Genomic DNA, 18730 nt, shown 5'->3' on the forward strand with positions numbered 1-18730 from the left:
GCGACGCGCCTCTTGTTCGGAAGGACGCTTACTTGCGCTTCTTGCGGTTTGCGATGTGAATCGCATGCCCGTCAACGGCCAGCGCGGCTTCGTGTACGGCTTCCGACAGTGTCGGGTGAGCCGTGCAGATCAGCGCGAGGTCTTCGGCGCTGGCGCCGAACTCGAGGGCCGTCACGCCTTGAGCGATCAGCTCACCGGCATGCTGGCCGATGATGTGAACACCCAGGACGCGATCAGTCTCAGCGTCGGCAATGATCTTGGCCAGACCTTCAGTGGCATTGTTGGCCATGGCACGACCGCTTGCCGCGAACGGGAAGCTGCCGGTCTTGACTTCAATGCCTTCGGCCTTGGCCTGCTGCTCGGTCTTGCCGACCCAAGCAACTTCCGGGAAGGTGTAGATGATGCTCGGGATGGCGTCGTAGTTCATCTCGGCCTTGTGGCCGGCGATGATGTCGGCAACCATCACGCCCTCTTCGGAGGCCTTGTGGGCCAGCATCGGGCCACGTACCACGTCACCGATGGCGTAGACACCCGGCACGCTGGTCGCGCACTGGTCATCGACGTGGATGAAGCCACGCTCGTCCAGATTGATGCCGACATCGCTGTCGAGCAGGCTCTGGGTGTACGGACGACGGCCGACCGCGACGATGACCTTGTCGAAGGTCTGTTCCTGCTCGCCGTTGGCGTCGGTGTACTTGACGACGACTTCACTGTCCTTGATGTCGGAACCGGTCACACGGGCGCCGAGCTTGATGTCCAGACCCTGCTTCTTGAGCAGCTTCTGGGCTTCCTTGGCGACAGCGGCATCGACCATCGGCAGGAAGCTGTCGACCGCTTCCAGCACGGTGACTTCAGAACCGCAACGGCTCCACACGCTACCCAGCTCGAGACCGATGACACCGGCACCGATGACGCCTAGACGCTTCGGCGTCTCGGTGAATTCGAGGGCGCCGGTGGAATCGACGATCAGACCTTCGGTCAGCGGCGTCGGCGGAATCTCGACCGGCACGGAACCGGACGCGATGACGATGTTCTCGGCGTCGTAGGTCGCCTTCTCGCCGTCGTGACCGGTGACTTCGACCTGCTTGTTGGGCAGCACCTTGCCGGTACCTTCCAGGGCGGTCACGCCATTGGCCTTGAACAGACCGGAAATGCCGCCGGTCAGGTTCTTCACGATCTGCGCCTTGCGCTCGATCATCTTGGCCACGTCGATCTCGACGCCATCGGCCTTGATGCCCAGCTCGGCGAACTCGTCACGTGCCTCGACGAACTTGTGAGAGGTTTCCAGCAGCGCCTTGGACGGGATGCAGCCGACGTTCAGGCAGGTGCCGCCGTGGACGGTCTTGCCTTCCTTGTTGACCCACTTCTCGACGCAGGCAGTCTTCAGACCCAGCTGAGCCGCGCGGATGGCAGCCACATAGCCACCGGGGCCCGCGCCAATGACGATTACATCAAATTTATCGGCCATGTCTCTTCCTGTTGGTGCAGTTCGATTCGGATTGGCATCCCGATGGGCAACCTGTCACCCATCGGGGCCGCACACGCCCGGGGAAGCCCCGGGCGTGAGGCGTTGCAGTCTCAGACGTCGAGCAGGAAACGAGCCGGATCTTCCAGCAGGTCCTTGATGGCGACGAGGAACTGGACTGCATCCTTGCCGTCGATCATGCGGTGGTCGTAGGACAGCGCCAGATACATCATCGGACGGATGACGACCTGACCGTTCACGGCCATCGGGCGCTCCTGGATCTTGTGCATGCCCAGGATGGCGGTCTGCGGCGGATTCAGGATCGGCGTGGACATCAGGGAACCGAAGATGCCGCCGTTGGTGATGGTGAAGGTGCCGCCCTGCATCTCATCGATGCCCAGCTTGCCGGCGCGCGCGCGCTGACCGAAGTCGACGATGGTCTTTTCGACATCGGCAAGCTTCATGCTGTCGGTATCACGCAGGACCGGCACGACCAGACCACGATCGGACGACACGGCAACGCCGATGTCCTGGTAACCGTGGTAGACGATGTCGGTGCCGTCGATGGAGGCATTGACGTCCGGGAAGCGCTTGAGCGCTTCGGTGGCCGCCTTGACGAAGAAGCCCATGAAGCCGAGCTTGGTGTCGTGCACCTTCTGGAAGGTGTCCTTGTACTGCTTGCGCAGCTCCATCACCGCACTCATGTCCACTTCGTTGTACGTGGTGAGCATGGCGGCGGTCTGCTGGGCATTGACCAGGCGCTTGGCGATGGTCTGACGCATGCGGCTCATCGGCACGCGCTTCTCGGGACGCTCGCCCTCGAAGGCCGGAGCGGCCTTCGGTGCAGCGGCCTTCGGTGCGGCAGCAGGCTTGGCAGCGGACTTGGCTGCGGTGCCTTCCTTGACGGCCTTGGCCACGTCTTCCTTCAGCACGCGACCGCCCTTGCCGGTACCGACCAGCTTGCTGACGTCCAGGTCGTGCTCGGCAACCATCTTGCGAGCGGCTGGCGCGAGAATCTTGTCACCGACCTTCTCGTCCTGACCTTCGTCGGACTTGCTGTCGCTTTCCTCAGCGGCCGGAGCAGCGGCACCGGAAGCACCAGCGCTGAACAGTGCCAGCACGGCTTCGGTCTCGCAGGTCTCGCCTTCCTGAACCTTGATCTCGCTCAGGGCGCCATCTGCCGGAGCCACGACTTCCAGCACGACCTTGTCAGTCTCGATCTCGACGATCAGCTCATCGCGCTCACAGGCGTCACCGACCTTCTTGTGCCAGGTGGCGACAGTGCCTTCCGCGACGGATTCCGGGAAGCTCGGCGCCTTGACTTCCAGCGTCTCGCCTTCGCCACCGGCGGCCGGCTTGCTCTCGGCCTTGGCGTCGTCCTTGCCTTCAGCGGGCGCCTGCTTCTTCTCGTCGGAAGATGCGGCGTCTGCGTCACCGATGGTACCCAGTACCTGCTCGGACTCGCAGGTCTCGCCTTCCTGGACCTTGATCTCGCCCAGGGTGCCGTTCTGCGGTGCCACCACTTCCAGCACCACCTTGTCAGTCTCGATCTCGACGATCAGCTCGTCGCGCTCGACGCTGTCACCGGGCTGCTTGTGCCAGGTCGCCACTGTGCCTTCGGCGACGGATTCCGGAAAAGACGGCGCTTTGATATCGATAGCCATTGGAGTTCCTTAACTCGATTCTCTCTCGGTGCCCTTGCGGGTCGCGGGCCTTTACTTGTTGAAGGCGTCGTCGACCAGCTGGCGCTGCTGTTCGTTATGAACGGACATGTAGCCCGCGGCAGGCGCCGCAGAGGCCGGGCGTCCGGCGAAGGCCAGACTCATGCCGAGGCCCTGACGATGCTGATCAGCGACCTGACGCATGTGGTGCTGACTCTGATACCAGGCACCCTGGTTGAGCGGCTCTTCCTGGCACCACATCACCTGCTCGAGATTCTCGTAGTCGGCGATGGCGGCCTGGAGCTCTTCCTTCGGGAAGGGATAGAGCTGCTCGACACGGATGATGGCAACGTCTTCACGGCCCTGCTCGGCGCGATAGCCTGCCAGGTCGTAATAGACCTTGCCGGCACACAGCACGACGCGCTTGACCTTGGAAGCTTCAAGATTGCCCTTGTCGGCCAGCACCATCTCGAAGCGGCCATCGGCCAGCTCGTCGAGGGTGGAAGTCGCTTCCTTGTGACGCAGCAGTGACTTGGGCGACAACACGACCAGCGGCTTGCGCAGCGAGCGGATGACCTGACGACGCAGCAGATGATAGATCTGCGCCGGCGTGGTCGGCATGCACACCTGCATGTTGTGCTCGGCACACAGCTGGAGATAGCGCTCGAGGCGCGCGGAGCTGTGCTCCGGCCCCTGACCTTCGTAACCGTGCGGCAGCAGCATGGTCAGACCGCACAGGCGGCCCCACTTGCTCTCGCCGGAGGAGATGAACTGGTCCATCACCACCTGGGCACCGTTGGCGAAGTCACCGAACTGGGCTTCCCACACCACCAATGCCGTCGGCATGGTCGTGGCGTAGCCGTATTCGAAGGCCAGCACCGCTTCCTCGGAGAGGTAGGAGTCATGGATGGTGAAGGTTGCCTGACCATCCTTGATGTGCTGCAGCGGCACGTAGGTATTGCCATCATTCTGGTTGTGCACCACCGCGTGACGGTGGGAGAAGGTGCCACGACCCACGTCCTGGCCAGTGATGCGTACCGGATGGTCGGCATCCACCAGGGTGGCGTAGGCCAGCGTCTCGGCGAAGCCCCAGTTCAGCGGCATGCCGCCGGCGGCCATCTTGCGACGGTCTTCGTAGATCTTGTTGACCTGACGCTGGACCGAGACGCCGTCCGGCACTTCGCACATCTTGTTGGCGAGCGCCTGCAGCTGCTTCATGTCCATCGAGGTATCGGCATCGCCGGTCCACTCGTGGCCCAGGTACGGCGTCCAATCGACGAACAGACCGGTATTCGGCTGCTTCACGAGGGCATTGGCGACGTGATTGCCGGCATCGAGATCCGCGCGGTACTGATCCACCAGCTGCCGGGTCTCTTCCTCGCTGAGCACGCCTTCCTCGACCAGACGCTGCGCATACTTCTCGCGAGCGGTCTTCTGGGACTTGATCTTGGCGTACATCAGCGGCTGGGTGCCGGACGGCTCGTCCGCCTCGTTGTGACCGCGCTTGCGGTAGCACACGAGGTCGATCACCACGTCACGCTTGAACTGCTGGCGATAGTCGATGGCGACCTGGGCGGCGTGCAGCACGGCGTCCGGGTCGTCACCATTGACGTGGATGATCGGCGCCTGAACCATCTTGGCGATGTCGGTGCAGTATTCGGTGGAACGCGCGTCATCGGCACGCGAGGTGGTGAAGCCCACCTGGTTGTTGATGACGACGTGAACGGTACCACCCGTCTTGTAGGCACGGGTCTGCGACATCTGGAAGGTTTCCATCACCACGCCCTGACCGGCGAATGCCGCGTCACCGTGGATGGAAATCGGCAGTACGCTGTCACCCTCGGCGTCTTCACGACGATCCTGACGGGCACGCACCGAGCCCTCGACCACCGGAGAGACGATCTCCAGGTGCGACGGGTTGAACGCCAGTGCCAGGTGGACTTCGCCGCCCGGTGTCATGACATTCGAGCTGAAGCCCTGGTGGTACTTCACGTCACCGGAGCCCTTGGCGATCTGCTTCTTGCCGTCGAATTCCTCGATCAGCTCGGACGGGCTCTTGCCCAGCAGATTGACCAGCAGGTTGAGGCGGCCACGGTGAGCCATGCCGATCACGACTTCCTTGGTACCGTACTTGCCGCTGCGCTGGATCAGCTCATCCATCATCGGAATGAAGGATTCGCCGCCTTCCAGACCAAAGCGCTTGGTCCCCGGGTACTTGCTGGCGAGGTAGCTCTCGAGACCTTCGGCGGCGGTCAGACGTTCCAGCACGTGATGGCGGACATCGCGTGAGAAGTTCGGCTTGGAACGCACGGACTCGAAACGCTGCTGCAGCCAGCGCTTCTCTTCCGTATTGACGATGTGCATGAACTCGGCGCCGATGCTGCGGCAGTAGGTCTGCTCCAGCGCGGCGTGAATTTCCTTCAGCGGTGCAACGTCCTTGCCGAGGAACAGCGAGCCGGTCTGGAACTCGACGTCCATGTCAGCGGAGGACAGCTGGTGGAAGGAAAGCTCAAGATCAGGAATCGGTGCCGGCTTGCGCAGACCGAGGGGATCGATGTCCGCCTTCTGGTGGCCACGGAAGCGATAGGCGTTGATCAGCTGAAGAACACGAACCTGCTTCTTGTTCTCGCTGCTCTCGCCCGCCGAGACAGCCACCGAGCGGCGACTGTTGCGACCCATCTCGTAGAACTGCTCACGGATCGGGGTCAGCGGAACATCCTGGGAGGGGCTGCCGTCATGACGCGGCAGAGTATCAAAGTAGTTGCGCCACTCGTCGGGAACCTCGTTCGGGTCGACAAGATAACGCTCGTAGAGATCTTCTACGTAGTGGACATTCCCGCCGCTCATATGGGAAGTGCGCCACATCAACTCCATTGTGCCTTCTTGCATCTCTCGGTCACCCTGACTGATGGGGTGGGGTAGGCGCCGGACAAGCGCTGTCGGCGTCACTCGATTATGCCCTGTATGGCGAAACCATGGAGGCCTTCACCATCTGAGTCTTCTTTTATCGTCAAAAGCCGGTGCACAAGGCACCGGCTCCAGCAAGCTGTGCGCTGCGACAAGGTGTGACACCCTGCCGCAGCTGACGTGCAATCATAACAAGCTAGCGCTCGGCTTTTAAGTGGCGTTTGCCAGCAAAAGCTCACGAATCTTGCCGATAGCACGTGTCGGGTTCAGACCTTTCGGGCAAACCGCGACACAATTCATGATTCCGCGACAGCGGAATACGGAGAACGGGTCGTCCAGTTCGCTCAGACGCTCCTTGGTGGCCGTGTCACGCGAGTCGGCCAGGAAGCGATAGGCCTGCAGCAGACCACTCGGACCGACGAACTTGTCCGGGTTCCACCAGAAGGACGGGCAGGCCGTCGAGCAGCAGGCACACAGGATGCATTCATAGAGACCGTCGAGCTTGTCGCGGTCTTCCGGCGACTGCAGACGCTCGATGGCCGGGGCCGGCGTGTCGTTGAGCAGGTACGGCTGGATGCGCTCGTACTGCTTGTAGAACAGGCTCATGTCGACGACCAGGTCACGCACGACCGGCAGGCCCGGCAACGGACGCAGCACCAGCTTGTTGTCCTTGACGACTTCGGACAGCGCGGTGACACAGGTCAGGCCGTTCTTGCCGTTCATGTTCATGCCGTCGGAACCACAGACACCTTCGCGGCAGCTGCGACGATAGGCCAGCGAGCTGTCCTGTTCCTTGAGCATTTCCATCACGTTCAACACCATCAGGTCACGGCCCTGGGTGTCGACCTGAAACTCCTGCATGTACGGCGCAGTATCGGTTTCAGGGTTGTAGCGGTATATGGATACCTGAAGCATGGTTTCCCCTCCGGGCAAACGGGTCAGGTGCGTGCGATGCCCTGCACGCACCTGGATCACGGCGAACTCAAGCGAGCGTGAACTCGAGCGAGTGCGAACTGGTGCTTGTCAGACTCAGTAGGTACGAATCTTCGGCTCGAAACGCTCGACGGTCTTCGGCGCGAAGTTCACGTCACGCTTGCCGACACGCTTCTCGTTCGGGAAGAACAGAGAGTGCTTGAGCCAGTTCTCGTCATCACGATCCGGGAAGTCGTAACGGGAGTGGGCACCACGGCTTTCCTTGCGGGTCAGGGCCGCAATGGCGGTGGCTTCCGCCACTTCCATCAGGTTGTCCAGCTCAAGGGCTTCGATACGCGCGGTATTGAAGACCTGGGACTTGTCAGCCAGCCCCGCCTTGGCGATACGCTCACGCAGCTCGGACAGCTGCTTGACGCCTTCTTCCATCTTGTCTTCCTGACGGAAGACGCCGAAGGAGTTCTGCATGATCTGCTGCAGTTCGCGCTTGAGTTCCGGCACGGACTCGCCGCTTTCGGACTCGTTCCAGCGATTCAGACGCACCAGGGCAGAATCGATGTCGCTCTGGGTCGGCTCGAGGTACTCGATGCCTTCGTTGAGCGCGCTCTCGATGTACTTGCCTGCCGCGCGGCCGAAGACAACCAGATCCAGCAGCGAGTTGCCGCCCAGACGGTTGGCACCGTGAACGGAGACGCAGGCCACTTCACCCACGGCATAGAGGCCGTTGACGATGCGGTCGGTGCCGTCTTCGTTCTGCGCGATGGCCTGACCGTGCACGTTGGTGGCGATACCGCCCATCATGTAGTGACAGGTCGGCACGACCGGGATCGGCGCGTTGGTCGGATCGACGTGCGCGAAGGTCTTGGACAGCTCGGAGATACCCGGCAGGCGCTTGTTGAGCACTTCCTCACCGAGGTGATCCAGCTTCAGGAAGACGTGATCGCCATTCTCGCCACAACCACGACCTTCGAGGATCTCCATGACCATGGAGCGCGCGACGACGTCACGACCCGCGAGGTCCTTGGCATTCGGCGCGTAACGCTCCATGAAGCGCTCGCCGTCCTTGTTGACCAGGTAGCCACCTTCACCACGGCAGCCTTCCGTGACCAGCACGCCCGCACCGTGGATACCGGTCGGGTGGAACTGCCACATTTCCATGTCCTGGACCGGCAGGCCGGCACGCAGTGCCATGCCGATACCGTCACCGGTGTTGATCAGGGCATTGGTGGTGGAGGCGTAGATACGGCCCGCACCACCGGTGGCCAGAACGGTGGCCTTGGACTTGACGACGACGGTCTCGCCAGTCTCGATGCACAGGGCAATCACGCCGACGATGTCGCCGTTGGCATTCTTGACCAGATCGATGGCGTACCACTCGTCGAGGAAGACGGTGCCGTTTTTCAGGTTGGCCTGATACAGCGTGTGCAGCAGCGCGTGGCCGGTACGGTCAGCCGCGGCGCACGTACGTGCTGCCTGGCCACCCTTGCCGAAGTCCTTGGACTGGCCACCGAACGGACGCTGATAGATGCGGCCATTGTCGAAGCGAGAGAACGGCAGACCCATGTGCTCCAGCTCGAAGACCGCCTTCGGGCCTTCGGTACACATGTATTCAGCCGCGTCCTGGTCAGCGATGTAATCGCCGCCCTTGACGGTGTCATACATGTGCCAGCGCCAATCGTCGTTCGGATCAGCAGAGGCGATGGCACAGGTGATACCGCCCTGGGCAGAGACAGTGTGCGAGCGGGTCGGGAAGACCTTGGACAGCACGGCAGTCTTCTTGCCGGACTGGGACAGTTCGAGACCGGCACGCAGGCCAGCGCCGCCGCCGCCGATGATGATCGCGTCGAATGTCAGGCTACGCATGGTGGACATGTATCAGGCTCCCCACAGGACTTGAACGCCCCAGACCAAGAAGATGAACAACGCAAGGATGACGAAGACCTGGAAACCGAAGCGCAGCGCGGTCGGCTTCATGTAATCGGTCGCCACGGTCCACAGACCGATCCAGGCGTGTGCGGCAATCGCGATGAATGCCATCAGAGAGAAGATGCGCATTGCCGTGTTCTCGAACAGACCACTCCAGGTGGCGTAATCGAGGTTCGGGTGCAGCAGGAGATAGCCGACCATGAACACGGAATAGGCTGCCAGAACCACGGCAGACACACGCTGCAGTACCCAGTCAGACAGACCACTGCGACTGAAATTGGTGATGTTGTTTACCATACCCAGACTCCCGCCAGGACCACGAGAACAGCACTGATCACGACAGTGACCTGCGCCTTGCGATTCGCACTTTCAAGTTCGACACCAATATCCATGTCCATCAGCAGGTGTTTGATACCTGCCACGAAATGGAAACCGAGGGCAGACAGCAGGCCCCAGGCCACGATCTTGGCAAGGAAATTGGTTGCCAGGGTGTCACGCACTGCCTCGAACCCTTCCGGGGAGGACAGCGAGGCATCGAGTGCCCACAACGCGAACACCAGGCCCACGAACAGAATCACGCCGGTAATACGGTGAGTGATTGAAGTAAGGGCAGGGAGAGGGAATTTGATCGTCGTCAGATCGAGATTTACGGGTCGTTTGCTATTCACGGCTCTTACACACTCTCTTGGCCCAACACGGACGCAAGCCCGCAGGGGCGGTGGTTTGAGGAAGGGTCTCGGGCGCAGGCCATCCACGGTACCGAGCCGAATTTCCCGCCAGTCGCGCGACGGAGGATTATAGGGGTTGGCCATTGGCATGACAAATGACACGACGTCGCATAGCCGCAACCACGAATTGCACAAAATGCGGCGATCAGGACGCAACCTGAAGGGCATGGAACGACAAACGTCGGGAAACTGACGCACAGCGCAGCATCGCACGTCTCTACGCCGAGTGGCGAATTGACAATCTTTGGCGGGCTTCTATAGTGGGCGGGATTGATGCAAGCCCGGCATGGCAAGCAAGTCAAAGAGTTACGCGAATAATGAGGAGGTCGGCATGACTGACAAGAAAGCGACACTGACGGTAGACGGTATCGACAAGACCATCGAATTTCCGGTCTATTCCGGCACGCTCGGCCAGGACGTCATCGATGTCCGCGGCCTGACCGCCGAAGGCATGTTCACCTACGACCCGGGCTTCGTCTCCACCGCCGCCTGCGAATCTTCCATCACCTTCATCGATGGCCAGAAAGGCGTCCTGCTGCATCGCGGCTACCCCATCGACCAGCTGGCCAAGAGCTCCAACTATATAGAGCTGTGCTACCTGCTGCTGTTCGGAGAGCTGCCGAACAAGGAAGAGTACGACAAGTTCGCGCAACTGATCGGCAACCACACCATGGTGCACGAGCAGATCGTCAACTTCTTCAAGGGCTTCCGTCGTGATGCCCACCCGATGGCGATCCTGTGTGGCGTCGTCGGTGGCCTGGCCGCCTTCTACCACGACAATCTGAACATCAACAACGAGAAGGAACGCTACGTCAGTGCGGTGCGCCTGATCGCCAAGATGCCGACCCTTGCGGCCATGTGCCACAAGTACAACATCGGCCAGCCGTTCATGTACCCGCGCAATGACCTCTCCTACGGCGAGAACTTCCTGTACATGATGTTCGGCAATCCGTGTGAGGAGTACAAGATCAACCCGGTGTTCGCCAAGGCGATGGACACCATCTTCATGCTCCACGCCGACCACGAGCAGAATGCCTCGACCTCCACCGTGCGTCTGGCAGGCTCCACCGGTGCCAATCCGTTCGCCTGCATCAGCGCCGGCATCGCGGCACTCTGGGGCCCGGCACACGGCGGCGCCAACGAGGCCGTGCTCAACATGCTCGATGAGATCGGTGAGGATTCCGAGGAGAACATCCAGCGCTTCATCGACAAGGCCAAGGACAAGGATGACCCGTTCAAGCTGATGGGCTTCGGTCACCGCGTCTATCGCAACTTCGATCCGCGCGCCAAGGTCATGAAGGAGACCTGTGACGAGGTGCTGGAGCAGCTGGGCATGGCCGATGATCCGCAGCTCAAGATCGCCAAGCGTCTGGAGCAGATCGCACTGGAAGACGAGTACTTCATCGAGCGCAAGCTGTACCCGAATGTCGACTTCTACTCCGGCATCATCCTCAAGGCGATCGGCATCCCGACCAACATGTTCACGGTCATCTTCGCCATGTCACGCACCATCGGCTGGATCTCCCACTGGAACGAGATGATCGCCGGTGGCCATCGTATCGGCCGCCCGCGCCAGCTCTACACCGGCCACCCGCAGCGCGACTACCCGGCCAAGTAAGCCACGTCGCACCCCGGCAGCCGACCGAAACCGCCTCTCAGGAGGCGGTTTTTTCGTTTCTGACGCCCCTGCCCTGCTCGCCTGCCTCACGCCCCTGTCACCCCTCCTGCACAAGCCATCAGTCATATACAGTCCCTCGCCCCACGCCAGACGTGCTAGCGTAATGTCACGCGGTACCGACACCGCCGTCATGCCCAGCAAGTCCGCCTTTCGCTGATAGATGGCCAGGAGCCCTTCGCATGTCAGAGACACACGCAACGCCACGCATTGCCGCCTTCATCGGACTCGGCGTCATGGGTCACCCCATGGCCGGCCACCTGACACGCGCAGGATGGGAAGTGCGCGTCTACAACCGGACCCGCTCGCGCGCCGAACAGTGGTGCGAGGAGTACGGCGGCACCCATCACGCCACGCCGCGAGAAGCCGCGGAAGGCGCCGAGATCGTGCTGATGTGCGTCGGCAATGATGATGACGTGCGCAGCGTCACCTACGGCGCCGATGGCGTACTGGCCGGTCTGTCGGAGGGAGGACTGCTGGTGGATCACACCACGGCCAGCGCTGATCTGGCGCGAGAGCTTTACGTGGCGGCGCGCGAGCATTCGGTCGGCTTCGTGGACGCCCCCGTGTCTGGCGGCCAGCAGGGGGCCATCAATGGCGCGCTGACCATCATGTGCGGCGGTGACCCGCAAGATTACGAGCGCGCAGCACCGGTACTGGCGCATTACGGGCGCATGGTGAAGCGTATCGGGGAGACCGGCGCCGGCCAGACCACCAAGATGGTCAACCAGATCTGCATCGCCGGACTGGTTCAGGCGCTCTCCGAGGGACTGCACTTCGCCGAGCAGGCGGGACTGGATCGTGAGGCGGTGATCGAGGTGATCTCCAAGGGCGCAGCGGGCTCGTGGCAGATGGAGAACCGACACGCCACCATGATCCGCGATGAGTACGAGCACGGCTTCGCCGTCGACTGGATGCGCAAGGACCTCGACATCTGTCTGGCGGAGGCACGCCGCATCGAGGCAAGCCTGCCGGTGACGGCGCTGGTCGATCAGTTCTATGCCGACGTCCAGAGCATGGGGGGCGGCCGCTGGGACACCTCCTCGCTGCTCAAGCGCCTGGCCAGATGAGGCGAGCCCTCCCCACTCGAAGCGGCCTCGCCCGCGTCATCGCGCAGCGAATCAGGCACTGAACGAATGACGTCCTGCTAGCCGTGCAAGCCGCCCGACGAAAAGCGCCGATTCCAGCGTCAGCGAGACGTTGGAATCGGGGCTTTCTTGATGCCGCATTGCAACAACCCTGTCACCGTCACGCTGCGCTGCCTTTTTCCACACTATCTGTGGATAACCTCGTTGATAACCCTTAGACAAGCGCTTCCAACCTGCATGACAGCGGGCTTACCAACAGATTGCACAATTTTTAACCAGCTTATAAGCCATTGATATAAAAGAAAATTTTGGCATGCAGGAGCAAGCGCAGACCGGATGGCCGCACTTCGAGGGGGAGTATGAGGAAAGTTCACGTCCTGGCCGCGCAGTGGACAACACAACAGCGATGTCAAGGGCGACTTGGGGATAACATGCGTTTCGGGCGACACACCGGCTGTGCATAAGCCGAAATCAGAGACAAAAAAAACACACCCCGCAAGGTGTGCTTTTTTTTGACTTCCCGAGGCCATCACAGGCGACTCGAGATGTCAGAAGAGTGGCGTCCCATAGGGGGTTCGAACCCCTGTTACCGCCGTGAAAGGGCGGTGTCCTGGACCACTAGACGAATGGGACGCAGTCGCTTGAGAAACTTGGTGGAGCCTAGCGGGATCGAACCGCTGACCTCAACACTGCCAGTGTTGCGCTCTCCCAGCTGAGCTAAGGCCCCGTCTCTCAAGAACGAGGCGTATATTACTGACCCGCCTCGTAGTCGTCAACTTCTTTTTCACACAATTCCGTCGCGCGCCTCATCAGGGCCACCAGGGCAGTCCGACAGCGCCTTGAGAAGGCTCAGCGCCCTGCTGCAGCGCATGCCCCCATGACACACGTTCGCCATGGGGGCCCTTCAGGCATCACTGACACCCTTACAGCTCGCGATATTCCTTCTCGAAGCGCTTGGCAGCCTTCTTGGAGACGCCGCCCAGCACTGCCACGGCATGACGCAGACGTGCACGGGTCATGTCGGAACCGAGAATGACCATCGCATCCATCACCGAGGTGGAGGTCGCCGAGCCAGTCACCGCCACGAACACCGGCGCCAGGAAGTCCTTCATCTTGAGTTCGAAGTGCTCGGACAGCAGCTTCACTTCCGCCAGCAGGTGCTCCTTGTCCCAGGTGCTCACGGCCTCGAGCTTCCAGGTCAGGAACTGCATCTGACGCACCAGATCTTCGCCCTGAAGCTTGGCCTTGGCGAAGTCGTCCGGCGTGATGGCCGGCAGTCCGGAGAAGAAGTGCCCCGCCAGCGGAATCGCCTCGGACAGCGTCTCGATGCGCGGCTTCACTTCCGGCAGGATCTGCTTGACGTAGGACTCGTTGAAGGCCCATTGACGCAGCTCGCTCAGCAGCTCGTCCTCGGACAGGTCACGGATGTAGAGACCGTTCAGCCAGCTGAGCTTCTCGACATCGAACACCGGGCCGCCAAGGGAGACGCGCTGGATGTCGAAGTGCTCCTGCATCTCGCTCAGCGTGAACTTCTCGCGCTCGTCCGGCATGGACCAGCCGAGACGCCCGAGATAGTTGATCACGGCCGCCGGCAGATAGCCCATGCGGCGGTAATACAGGATGGACGTCGGGTTCTTGCGCTTGGACAGCTTGGTCTTGTCCGGGTTGCGCAGCAGTGGCATGTGGCAAAGCTCCGGCATCTGCCAGCCGAAGTACTCATACAGCAACTGATGCTTGGGTGCCGAGTTGATCCACTCCTCACCGCGCATCACGTGGGTGATCTCCATCAGGTGATCATCCACCACGTTGGCCAGGTGGTAGGTCGGCATGCCATCGGACTTGAGCAGGATCTGCGCATCGACCTGGGCCCAGTCGACCTCGATCTCGCCGCGCAGCATGTCCTTGACCACACAGGTACCGCTTTCCGGTACGTTCATGCGGATGACGAAGGGCGCACCCGCCGCTTCACGACGTGCCACTTCCTCGGCCGGCAGGGCGAGATCGGACGGCTTGAGCGCCATGTGCAGACCCTCGGCCTTGCGGGAGTCGCGCAGCTCATCCAGCTCCTCGCTGGTGCGGAAGCACTTGAAGGCGTGGCCGGCATCGATCAGTTGCTGGCAATGCGCGGCATAGATGTCGCCACGCTCGCTCTGGCGATACGGACCATGGGGGCCGCCGACATCCGGACCTTCCGACCATTCGATGCCCAGCCAGCGCAGCGAGTCGAGAATCATCTGCTCGGACTCACCGGTGGAGCGAGTCTGATCGGTATCCTCGATACGCAGAATGAACTCGCCACCGTGCTGACGAGCGAAGCACTGGTTGAACAGGGCGATATAGGCAGTGCCGACGTGGGGATCACCAGTCGGCGACGGTGCGATACGCGTACGAACGGTCATGTGGAGTCCAGTATTTCAGGGGGAGTGTCAAGAAGGGTGTCGAAAAGCGTCTCGAGATGACGGCCGGGCGCGAGGCGCGACAAGATCTCGAACCAGCCTGGCAAGTGGTGCCCGGCCAACACGCTTCAATTCGGCAGCCTGTACTGGGGGCATATTATACGCAAGGTGAAGATGTGCGACAGTGCGTCACCGTGTGCCAACGCCTCCACGGCGGTAAGCTGACGCCCGATGATCGTCCGCCGTGACGCCTGGCGCCCGCGCCTTCTCACCACCCCCTCTGCCACCACCGGCAGGAGCCAGCATGTCCCGAACCACCGCCTCGTCTGATGTTGCCTCCCCCCTTGACGCTGACGCCTCGTCGCCTGAGTTCGTGCCACGCCGCTGGCTGGAGACCCTGGCCCGAGCTGGCGGCCACTGGCCGAACATCGCCATCGGCTGCGCCCTGCTCTCGACCCTGGTGCTGCTGGCACAGGCGTGGAGCATCGCGCGCCTCGCCCAGGGCGTGGCGATCGAGCGCGAGTCGCTCATCACACTGTGGCCGGCCATCGCGGTACTCGCGGCCAGCCTCTCGCTGCGAGGCGCGCTTGGCGGGCTGCGCAGCTATGCTGGCACCCGTGCCAGTCAGCAGATCCGTCGCCGCCTGCGTGAGCGTCTATTGCAGCGCTTCGCCGAACTCGGCCCGCTGTGGGTGCATCGCCAGCACCGTGCCAGCCTCGCCAACCGTGTCTGGGACCAGGTCGAGTCGCTGCATGGCTATTACGCCGATTTTCGCCCCCAGACTCGCCTGGCCGGGCTCATCCCGTTGCTGCTGCTGGCGGTCGTCTTTCCGCTCAACTGGGCGGCGGGCCTGATTCTGGCGATCACCGCCCCGCTGGTGCCCATCTTCATGATTCTGGTCGGGATCGCGGCGCGCAAGCGCTCCCGCGAGCAATTCCAGGAGATGGACCGCATGGGGCGCCACTTCATGGACCTGCTCACCGGCCTGAAGACGCTCAAGCTGTTCGGCAGCGCCAGACGCGGCGCCCAGGTCGAGGCCGTCAGTCACGCCTTTCGCAAGCGCACCATGCGCGTGCTGCGCCTCGCCTTCCTGTCCTCCACGGTGCTGGAATTCTTTACCGCCGTGTCCATCGCGCTGCTGGCGGTCTATCTCGGCTTTCACTTCCTCGGTCATCTGCAGTTCGGCACCTGGGACGAGGCACCGCTGACGCTGCAGACCGCCCTGTTCATTCTGGTGCTGGCGCCCGAGTTCTATCAGCCGCTGCGCGAGCTGGGCGTGCATTATCACGCCAAGGCCGAGGCCGAAGCGGCCGCGCTCGACCTGGCGCCGATCGTCGGTGCCACCCCCTTCTCCTGTCAGCAGACGCCTGACGACGTGAACACCACGCCGCCTCGCAGCGCGACCCGCCCCATCACCTTCAGCGCCCTGAGACTGCAGGACGTGAGCGTGCGCCATGCCGGCCAGCTCCCGGACACGCCCCCCGCGCTGGGCCCGCTGTCACTGCAGATCGCCGCCGGTGAACGAATCGCCATCACCGGCTCTTCCGGAGCAGGCAAGTCGACATTGCTCAACCTGCTGCTGGGCTTCGTCGAGGTCGCCGACGGCATGCTGTCTCTGAATGGACATCCCTTGACCCAGGGTCTCCCGGCCGGCACGGCCACCTGGGTGGGCCAGGAAACGGTGGTCCTGTCCGGCACGCTGGCCGACAACCTGCGATTGGCGAAGCCTCAGGCCAGCGACGACGAACTCGAGGCCGCGCTGGCCAAGGCCGACCTGTCCACATGGCACGCCAGCCTGCCCCACGGACTCGCGACACCGCTTGGCGAGGGCGGTCAGCCACTGTCCGGTGGGCAGGCACGCCGCCTGTCGCTGGCGCGCGCCTTCCTGCATGATGCGCCGCTGGTGCTGCTGGACGAACCCACCGCCAGCCTGGATGCCGAGAGCGAGGCACGCGTGATCCGGGCACTGCAACGCCTCGGCGAAGGCCGCACCCTGCTGCTGCTCACGCATCGTCCCGAACTGCTGCCACTCTGCCAGCGGCTGATCCGTCTCGAAGGCGGCCGCCTGGTGGAAGATCGGCACCTGCAGGCCTCCAGCCCGCGAGGTGATGCATGACACCCCCTGACGTCCCCCCGACCGCCCGGCCACCATCGCTTGGCGAACTGAGTCCCTACCTGGCGTTGATGCGCGAGCACCGGGGCTGGCTGGGTGTCGGTGCCCTGCTGGCGCTGATCACCCTGCTGGCAGCCACCGGGCTGCTGGCGCTGTCGGGATGGTTCCTCTCCGCCACCGCCGTGGCCGGCGTGAGCGTCGCGGCCACCCAGGCCTTCAACTTCTTCACTCCCGCGGCTGGCGTGCGCGGACTGGCACTGGCGCGCACCGCCGGACGCTATGGCGAGCGTGTCACCACCCACGAAGGCACGCTGCGCCTGCTGGCCAGCCTGCGTCGTCGTCTGTTCGACGCCATCGAACCCCTCTCCCCCGCCGCTCTGCAGCGTGCTGGGCAGGGCGAGCTGATGACGCGTCTGGGCGCGGATGTCGATGCCCTCGACAGCCTCTATGTGCGCGTGCTGATTCCGTCACTGGTGGCGGTGTGTGCCATCTTCGCCGCCGGTACGCTGATCGGTGTCTTCGCGCCGACATTGGCGCTGATCACCGTGCTGGGACTGGCGCTGACCGGGGGGCTGGTGCCGTGGCTGGCCTGGCATCTTGGCAGCCGCGATGCCATGCACCATCAGGCCTCCGCCAGTCACCTGCGTGCCCGTCTGCTGGAGCGACTGCAGGGCCTGGGCGAGCTGGTCATCTACGGACGCTGGCAGGCAGAGCTTGCCAGCCTGGCGGAGCAACAGGCCGAGCGTGATCGCATCGAGCGCTCCCAGGCGCGTCGTCAGGCGCTGGCCACCTGGCTGAGCCATACGCTGCTGGGGCTGACGCTGGCAGGGGTCGCCCTGCTCGGCGTCATGCAGATGGCGCCCCAGACGCAGACGGCTGTCGGTGACGTGACCGCCCATGCCGGCGAGCTGCTCGACGGCCGCCTGCTGGCGCTGTTTCTGCTGGCGATCCTCGGTGCCTTCGAAGCCCTCGCCCCCCTGCCGCTGGCCTGGCAGGGGCTGGGCCGCTGCCTGTCGGCGGCCGCGCGCCTCAACCAGGTACAGGCCGATACCCCGGCGCCACAGTTTCCGGCGGACTCCGCCGCCGCCACGCCGGCCGGATATGAACTGGTGATCCATGACCTGAGTGTCGCGCATGGCGACACTCAGGTGCTCGAGCAGCTGTCGCTGAGCCTGGCACCGGGCAAGCATCTGGCCTTGCTTGGCCCCTCCGGCAGCGGCAAGAGCACCCTGCTGGAAGTGCTCAGCCGCTTCCATGCCCCGAATTCCGGCAGCATTCATCTGGGCGGTGTGGCGCTTGAGTCGCTCGACGAGGCCACACTGCGCGCAAGCTTCGCCGTCTGTCCGCAGGACACGCATCTGTTCTGCGCAAGCTACGCTGACAATCTGCGCCTGGCCGCGCCTGAGGCCAGTGATGCGACACTCATCCACATGCTGGATAGCCTGGGGCTTGGCGAGTGGCTGGCCCGACAGCCGCAGGGGTTGGCTGGCTTCCCGGATGAGGGGGGCCGTTCGCTGTCCGGAGGCCAGCTGCGTCGCTTCGGCGTGGCACGGGCGCTGCTCTCGCCCGCCCCGATCGTGCTGCTCGACGAGCCCTGTGAAGGCCTGGATCGCGAGAGTGCCGAGCGGGTGATCAGCGCGATTCTCACGGCCTGCCGGGGACGCAGCCTGATCATGATCACCCATCAGCCGCTGGGGCTTGAGCGCTTTGCGCGTCTGGCACTGCTGGAAGAAGGGAGACTCAAGGAAGATGCCACGCCAACCACACTGCAGGCCGACTCGCGGCTGGCACGCCTGATGGCGCGCACCACGAATCAGGCCTGACATGAACGCTATCGCGGG

At 62.9% G+C, this 18730-nt stretch carries 12 protein-coding genes and 2 tRNA genes; 4 read left to right on the forward strand and 10 right to left on the reverse strand.

Annotated features, from left to right (window positions below):
- Positions 1-28 precede the first annotated feature (28 nt).
- The 7 genes from lpdA to sdhC all read right to left on the reverse strand — a co-directional run bounded on the left by lpdA (position 29) and on the right by sdhC (position 9557).
- Complete coding sequence (lpdA, locus tag HXS65_RS07950) at positions 29-1468, reverse strand: dihydrolipoyl dehydrogenase (RefSeq protein WP_077379229.1); 1440 nt, start codon at positions 1466-1468, stop codon at positions 29-31.
- Between the two features lie 110 nt (positions 1469-1578).
- On the reverse strand, positions 1579-3129 hold the full coding sequence (gene odhB, locus HXS65_RS07955; protein ID WP_077379227.1) for a 2-oxoglutarate dehydrogenase complex dihydrolipoyllysine-residue succinyltransferase: 1551 nt from the start codon (positions 3127-3129) through the stop codon (positions 1579-1581).
- Between the two features lie 51 nt (positions 3130-3180).
- Positions 3181-6015, reverse strand: a complete 2835-nt coding sequence (locus HXS65_RS07960; RefSeq protein ID WP_077379225.1) for a 2-oxoglutarate dehydrogenase E1 component — start codon at positions 6013-6015, stop codon at positions 3181-3183.
- Between the two features lie 228 nt (positions 6016-6243).
- Positions 6244-6948, reverse strand: coding sequence for a succinate dehydrogenase iron-sulfur subunit (locus HXS65_RS07965; RefSeq protein ID WP_077379223.1), 705 nt, complete (start codon positions 6946-6948; stop codon positions 6244-6246).
- Positions 6949-7062: 114 nt separating this feature from the next.
- Positions 7063-8835 (reverse strand): succinate dehydrogenase flavoprotein subunit, encoded by a 1773-nt coding sequence (sdhA, locus tag HXS65_RS07970; RefSeq protein ID WP_077379221.1) that lies wholly within the window; start codon positions 8833-8835, stop codon positions 7063-7065.
- A gap of 3 nt (positions 8836-8838) precedes the next feature.
- Positions 8839-9186 (reverse strand): succinate dehydrogenase, hydrophobic membrane anchor protein, encoded by a 348-nt coding sequence (sdhD, locus tag HXS65_RS07975; protein ID WP_077379219.1) that lies wholly within the window; start codon positions 9184-9186, stop codon positions 8839-8841.
- Positions 9180-9557, reverse strand: a complete 378-nt coding sequence (sdhC, locus tag HXS65_RS07980; protein WP_043333108.1) for a succinate dehydrogenase, cytochrome b556 subunit — start codon at positions 9555-9557, stop codon at positions 9180-9182. Before sdhC ends, sdhD begins: the two co-directional genes overlap by 7 nt.
- A gap of 391 nt (positions 9558-9948) precedes the next feature.
- Between sdhC and gltA the strand changes: the two genes are divergently transcribed.
- Positions 9949-11235: a citrate synthase gene (gene gltA / locus HXS65_RS07985; protein ID WP_077379217.1), complete on the forward strand. Its 1287-nt coding sequence runs from the start codon at positions 9949-9951 to the stop codon at positions 11233-11235.
- Positions 11236-11474: 239 nt separating this feature from the next.
- Entirely contained in the window at positions 11475-12362 is an 888-nt protein-coding gene (locus HXS65_RS07990) for an NAD(P)-dependent oxidoreductase (RefSeq protein WP_136939007.1), read from the forward strand.
- A gap of 575 nt (positions 12363-12937) precedes the next feature.
- Here the strand turns inward: HXS65_RS07990 and HXS65_RS07995 are convergent.
- The 3 genes from HXS65_RS07995 to gltX all read right to left on the reverse strand — a co-directional run bounded on the left by HXS65_RS07995 (position 12938) and on the right by gltX (position 14779).
- Positions 12938-13013: transfer RNA gene (locus tag HXS65_RS07995), tRNA-Glu, on the reverse strand.
- 18 nt (positions 13014-13031) lie between these two features.
- Positions 13032-13107 (reverse strand) — tRNA-Ala (locus HXS65_RS08000).
- A gap of 196 nt (positions 13108-13303) precedes the next feature.
- Complete coding sequence (gltX, locus tag HXS65_RS08005; protein WP_077379213.1) at positions 13304-14779, reverse strand: glutamate--tRNA ligase; 1476 nt, start codon at positions 14777-14779, stop codon at positions 13304-13306.
- Positions 14780-15080: 301 nt separating this feature from the next.
- Between gltX and cydD the strand changes: the two genes are divergently transcribed.
- Both cydD and cydC read left to right on the forward strand, forming a co-directional pair.
- Entirely contained in the window at positions 15081-16892 is a 1812-nt protein-coding gene (gene cydD / locus HXS65_RS08010) for a thiol reductant ABC exporter subunit CydD (protein WP_176493624.1), read from the forward strand.
- Positions 16889-18712 carry a thiol reductant ABC exporter subunit CydC gene (cydC, locus tag HXS65_RS08015; RefSeq protein ID WP_176493625.1) on the forward strand — a complete coding sequence of 608 codons (1824 nt, stop codon included), beginning with the start codon at positions 16889-16891 and terminating at the stop codon, positions 18710-18712. Before cydD ends, cydC begins: the two co-directional genes overlap by 4 nt.
- The last annotated feature ends 18 nt before the right edge of the window (positions 18713-18730 follow it).

The organism is Cobetia sp. 5-25-4-2 (assembly GCF_013374075.1).
Lineage (GTDB): Bacteria > Pseudomonadota > Gammaproteobacteria > Pseudomonadales > Halomonadaceae > Cobetia > Cobetia marina.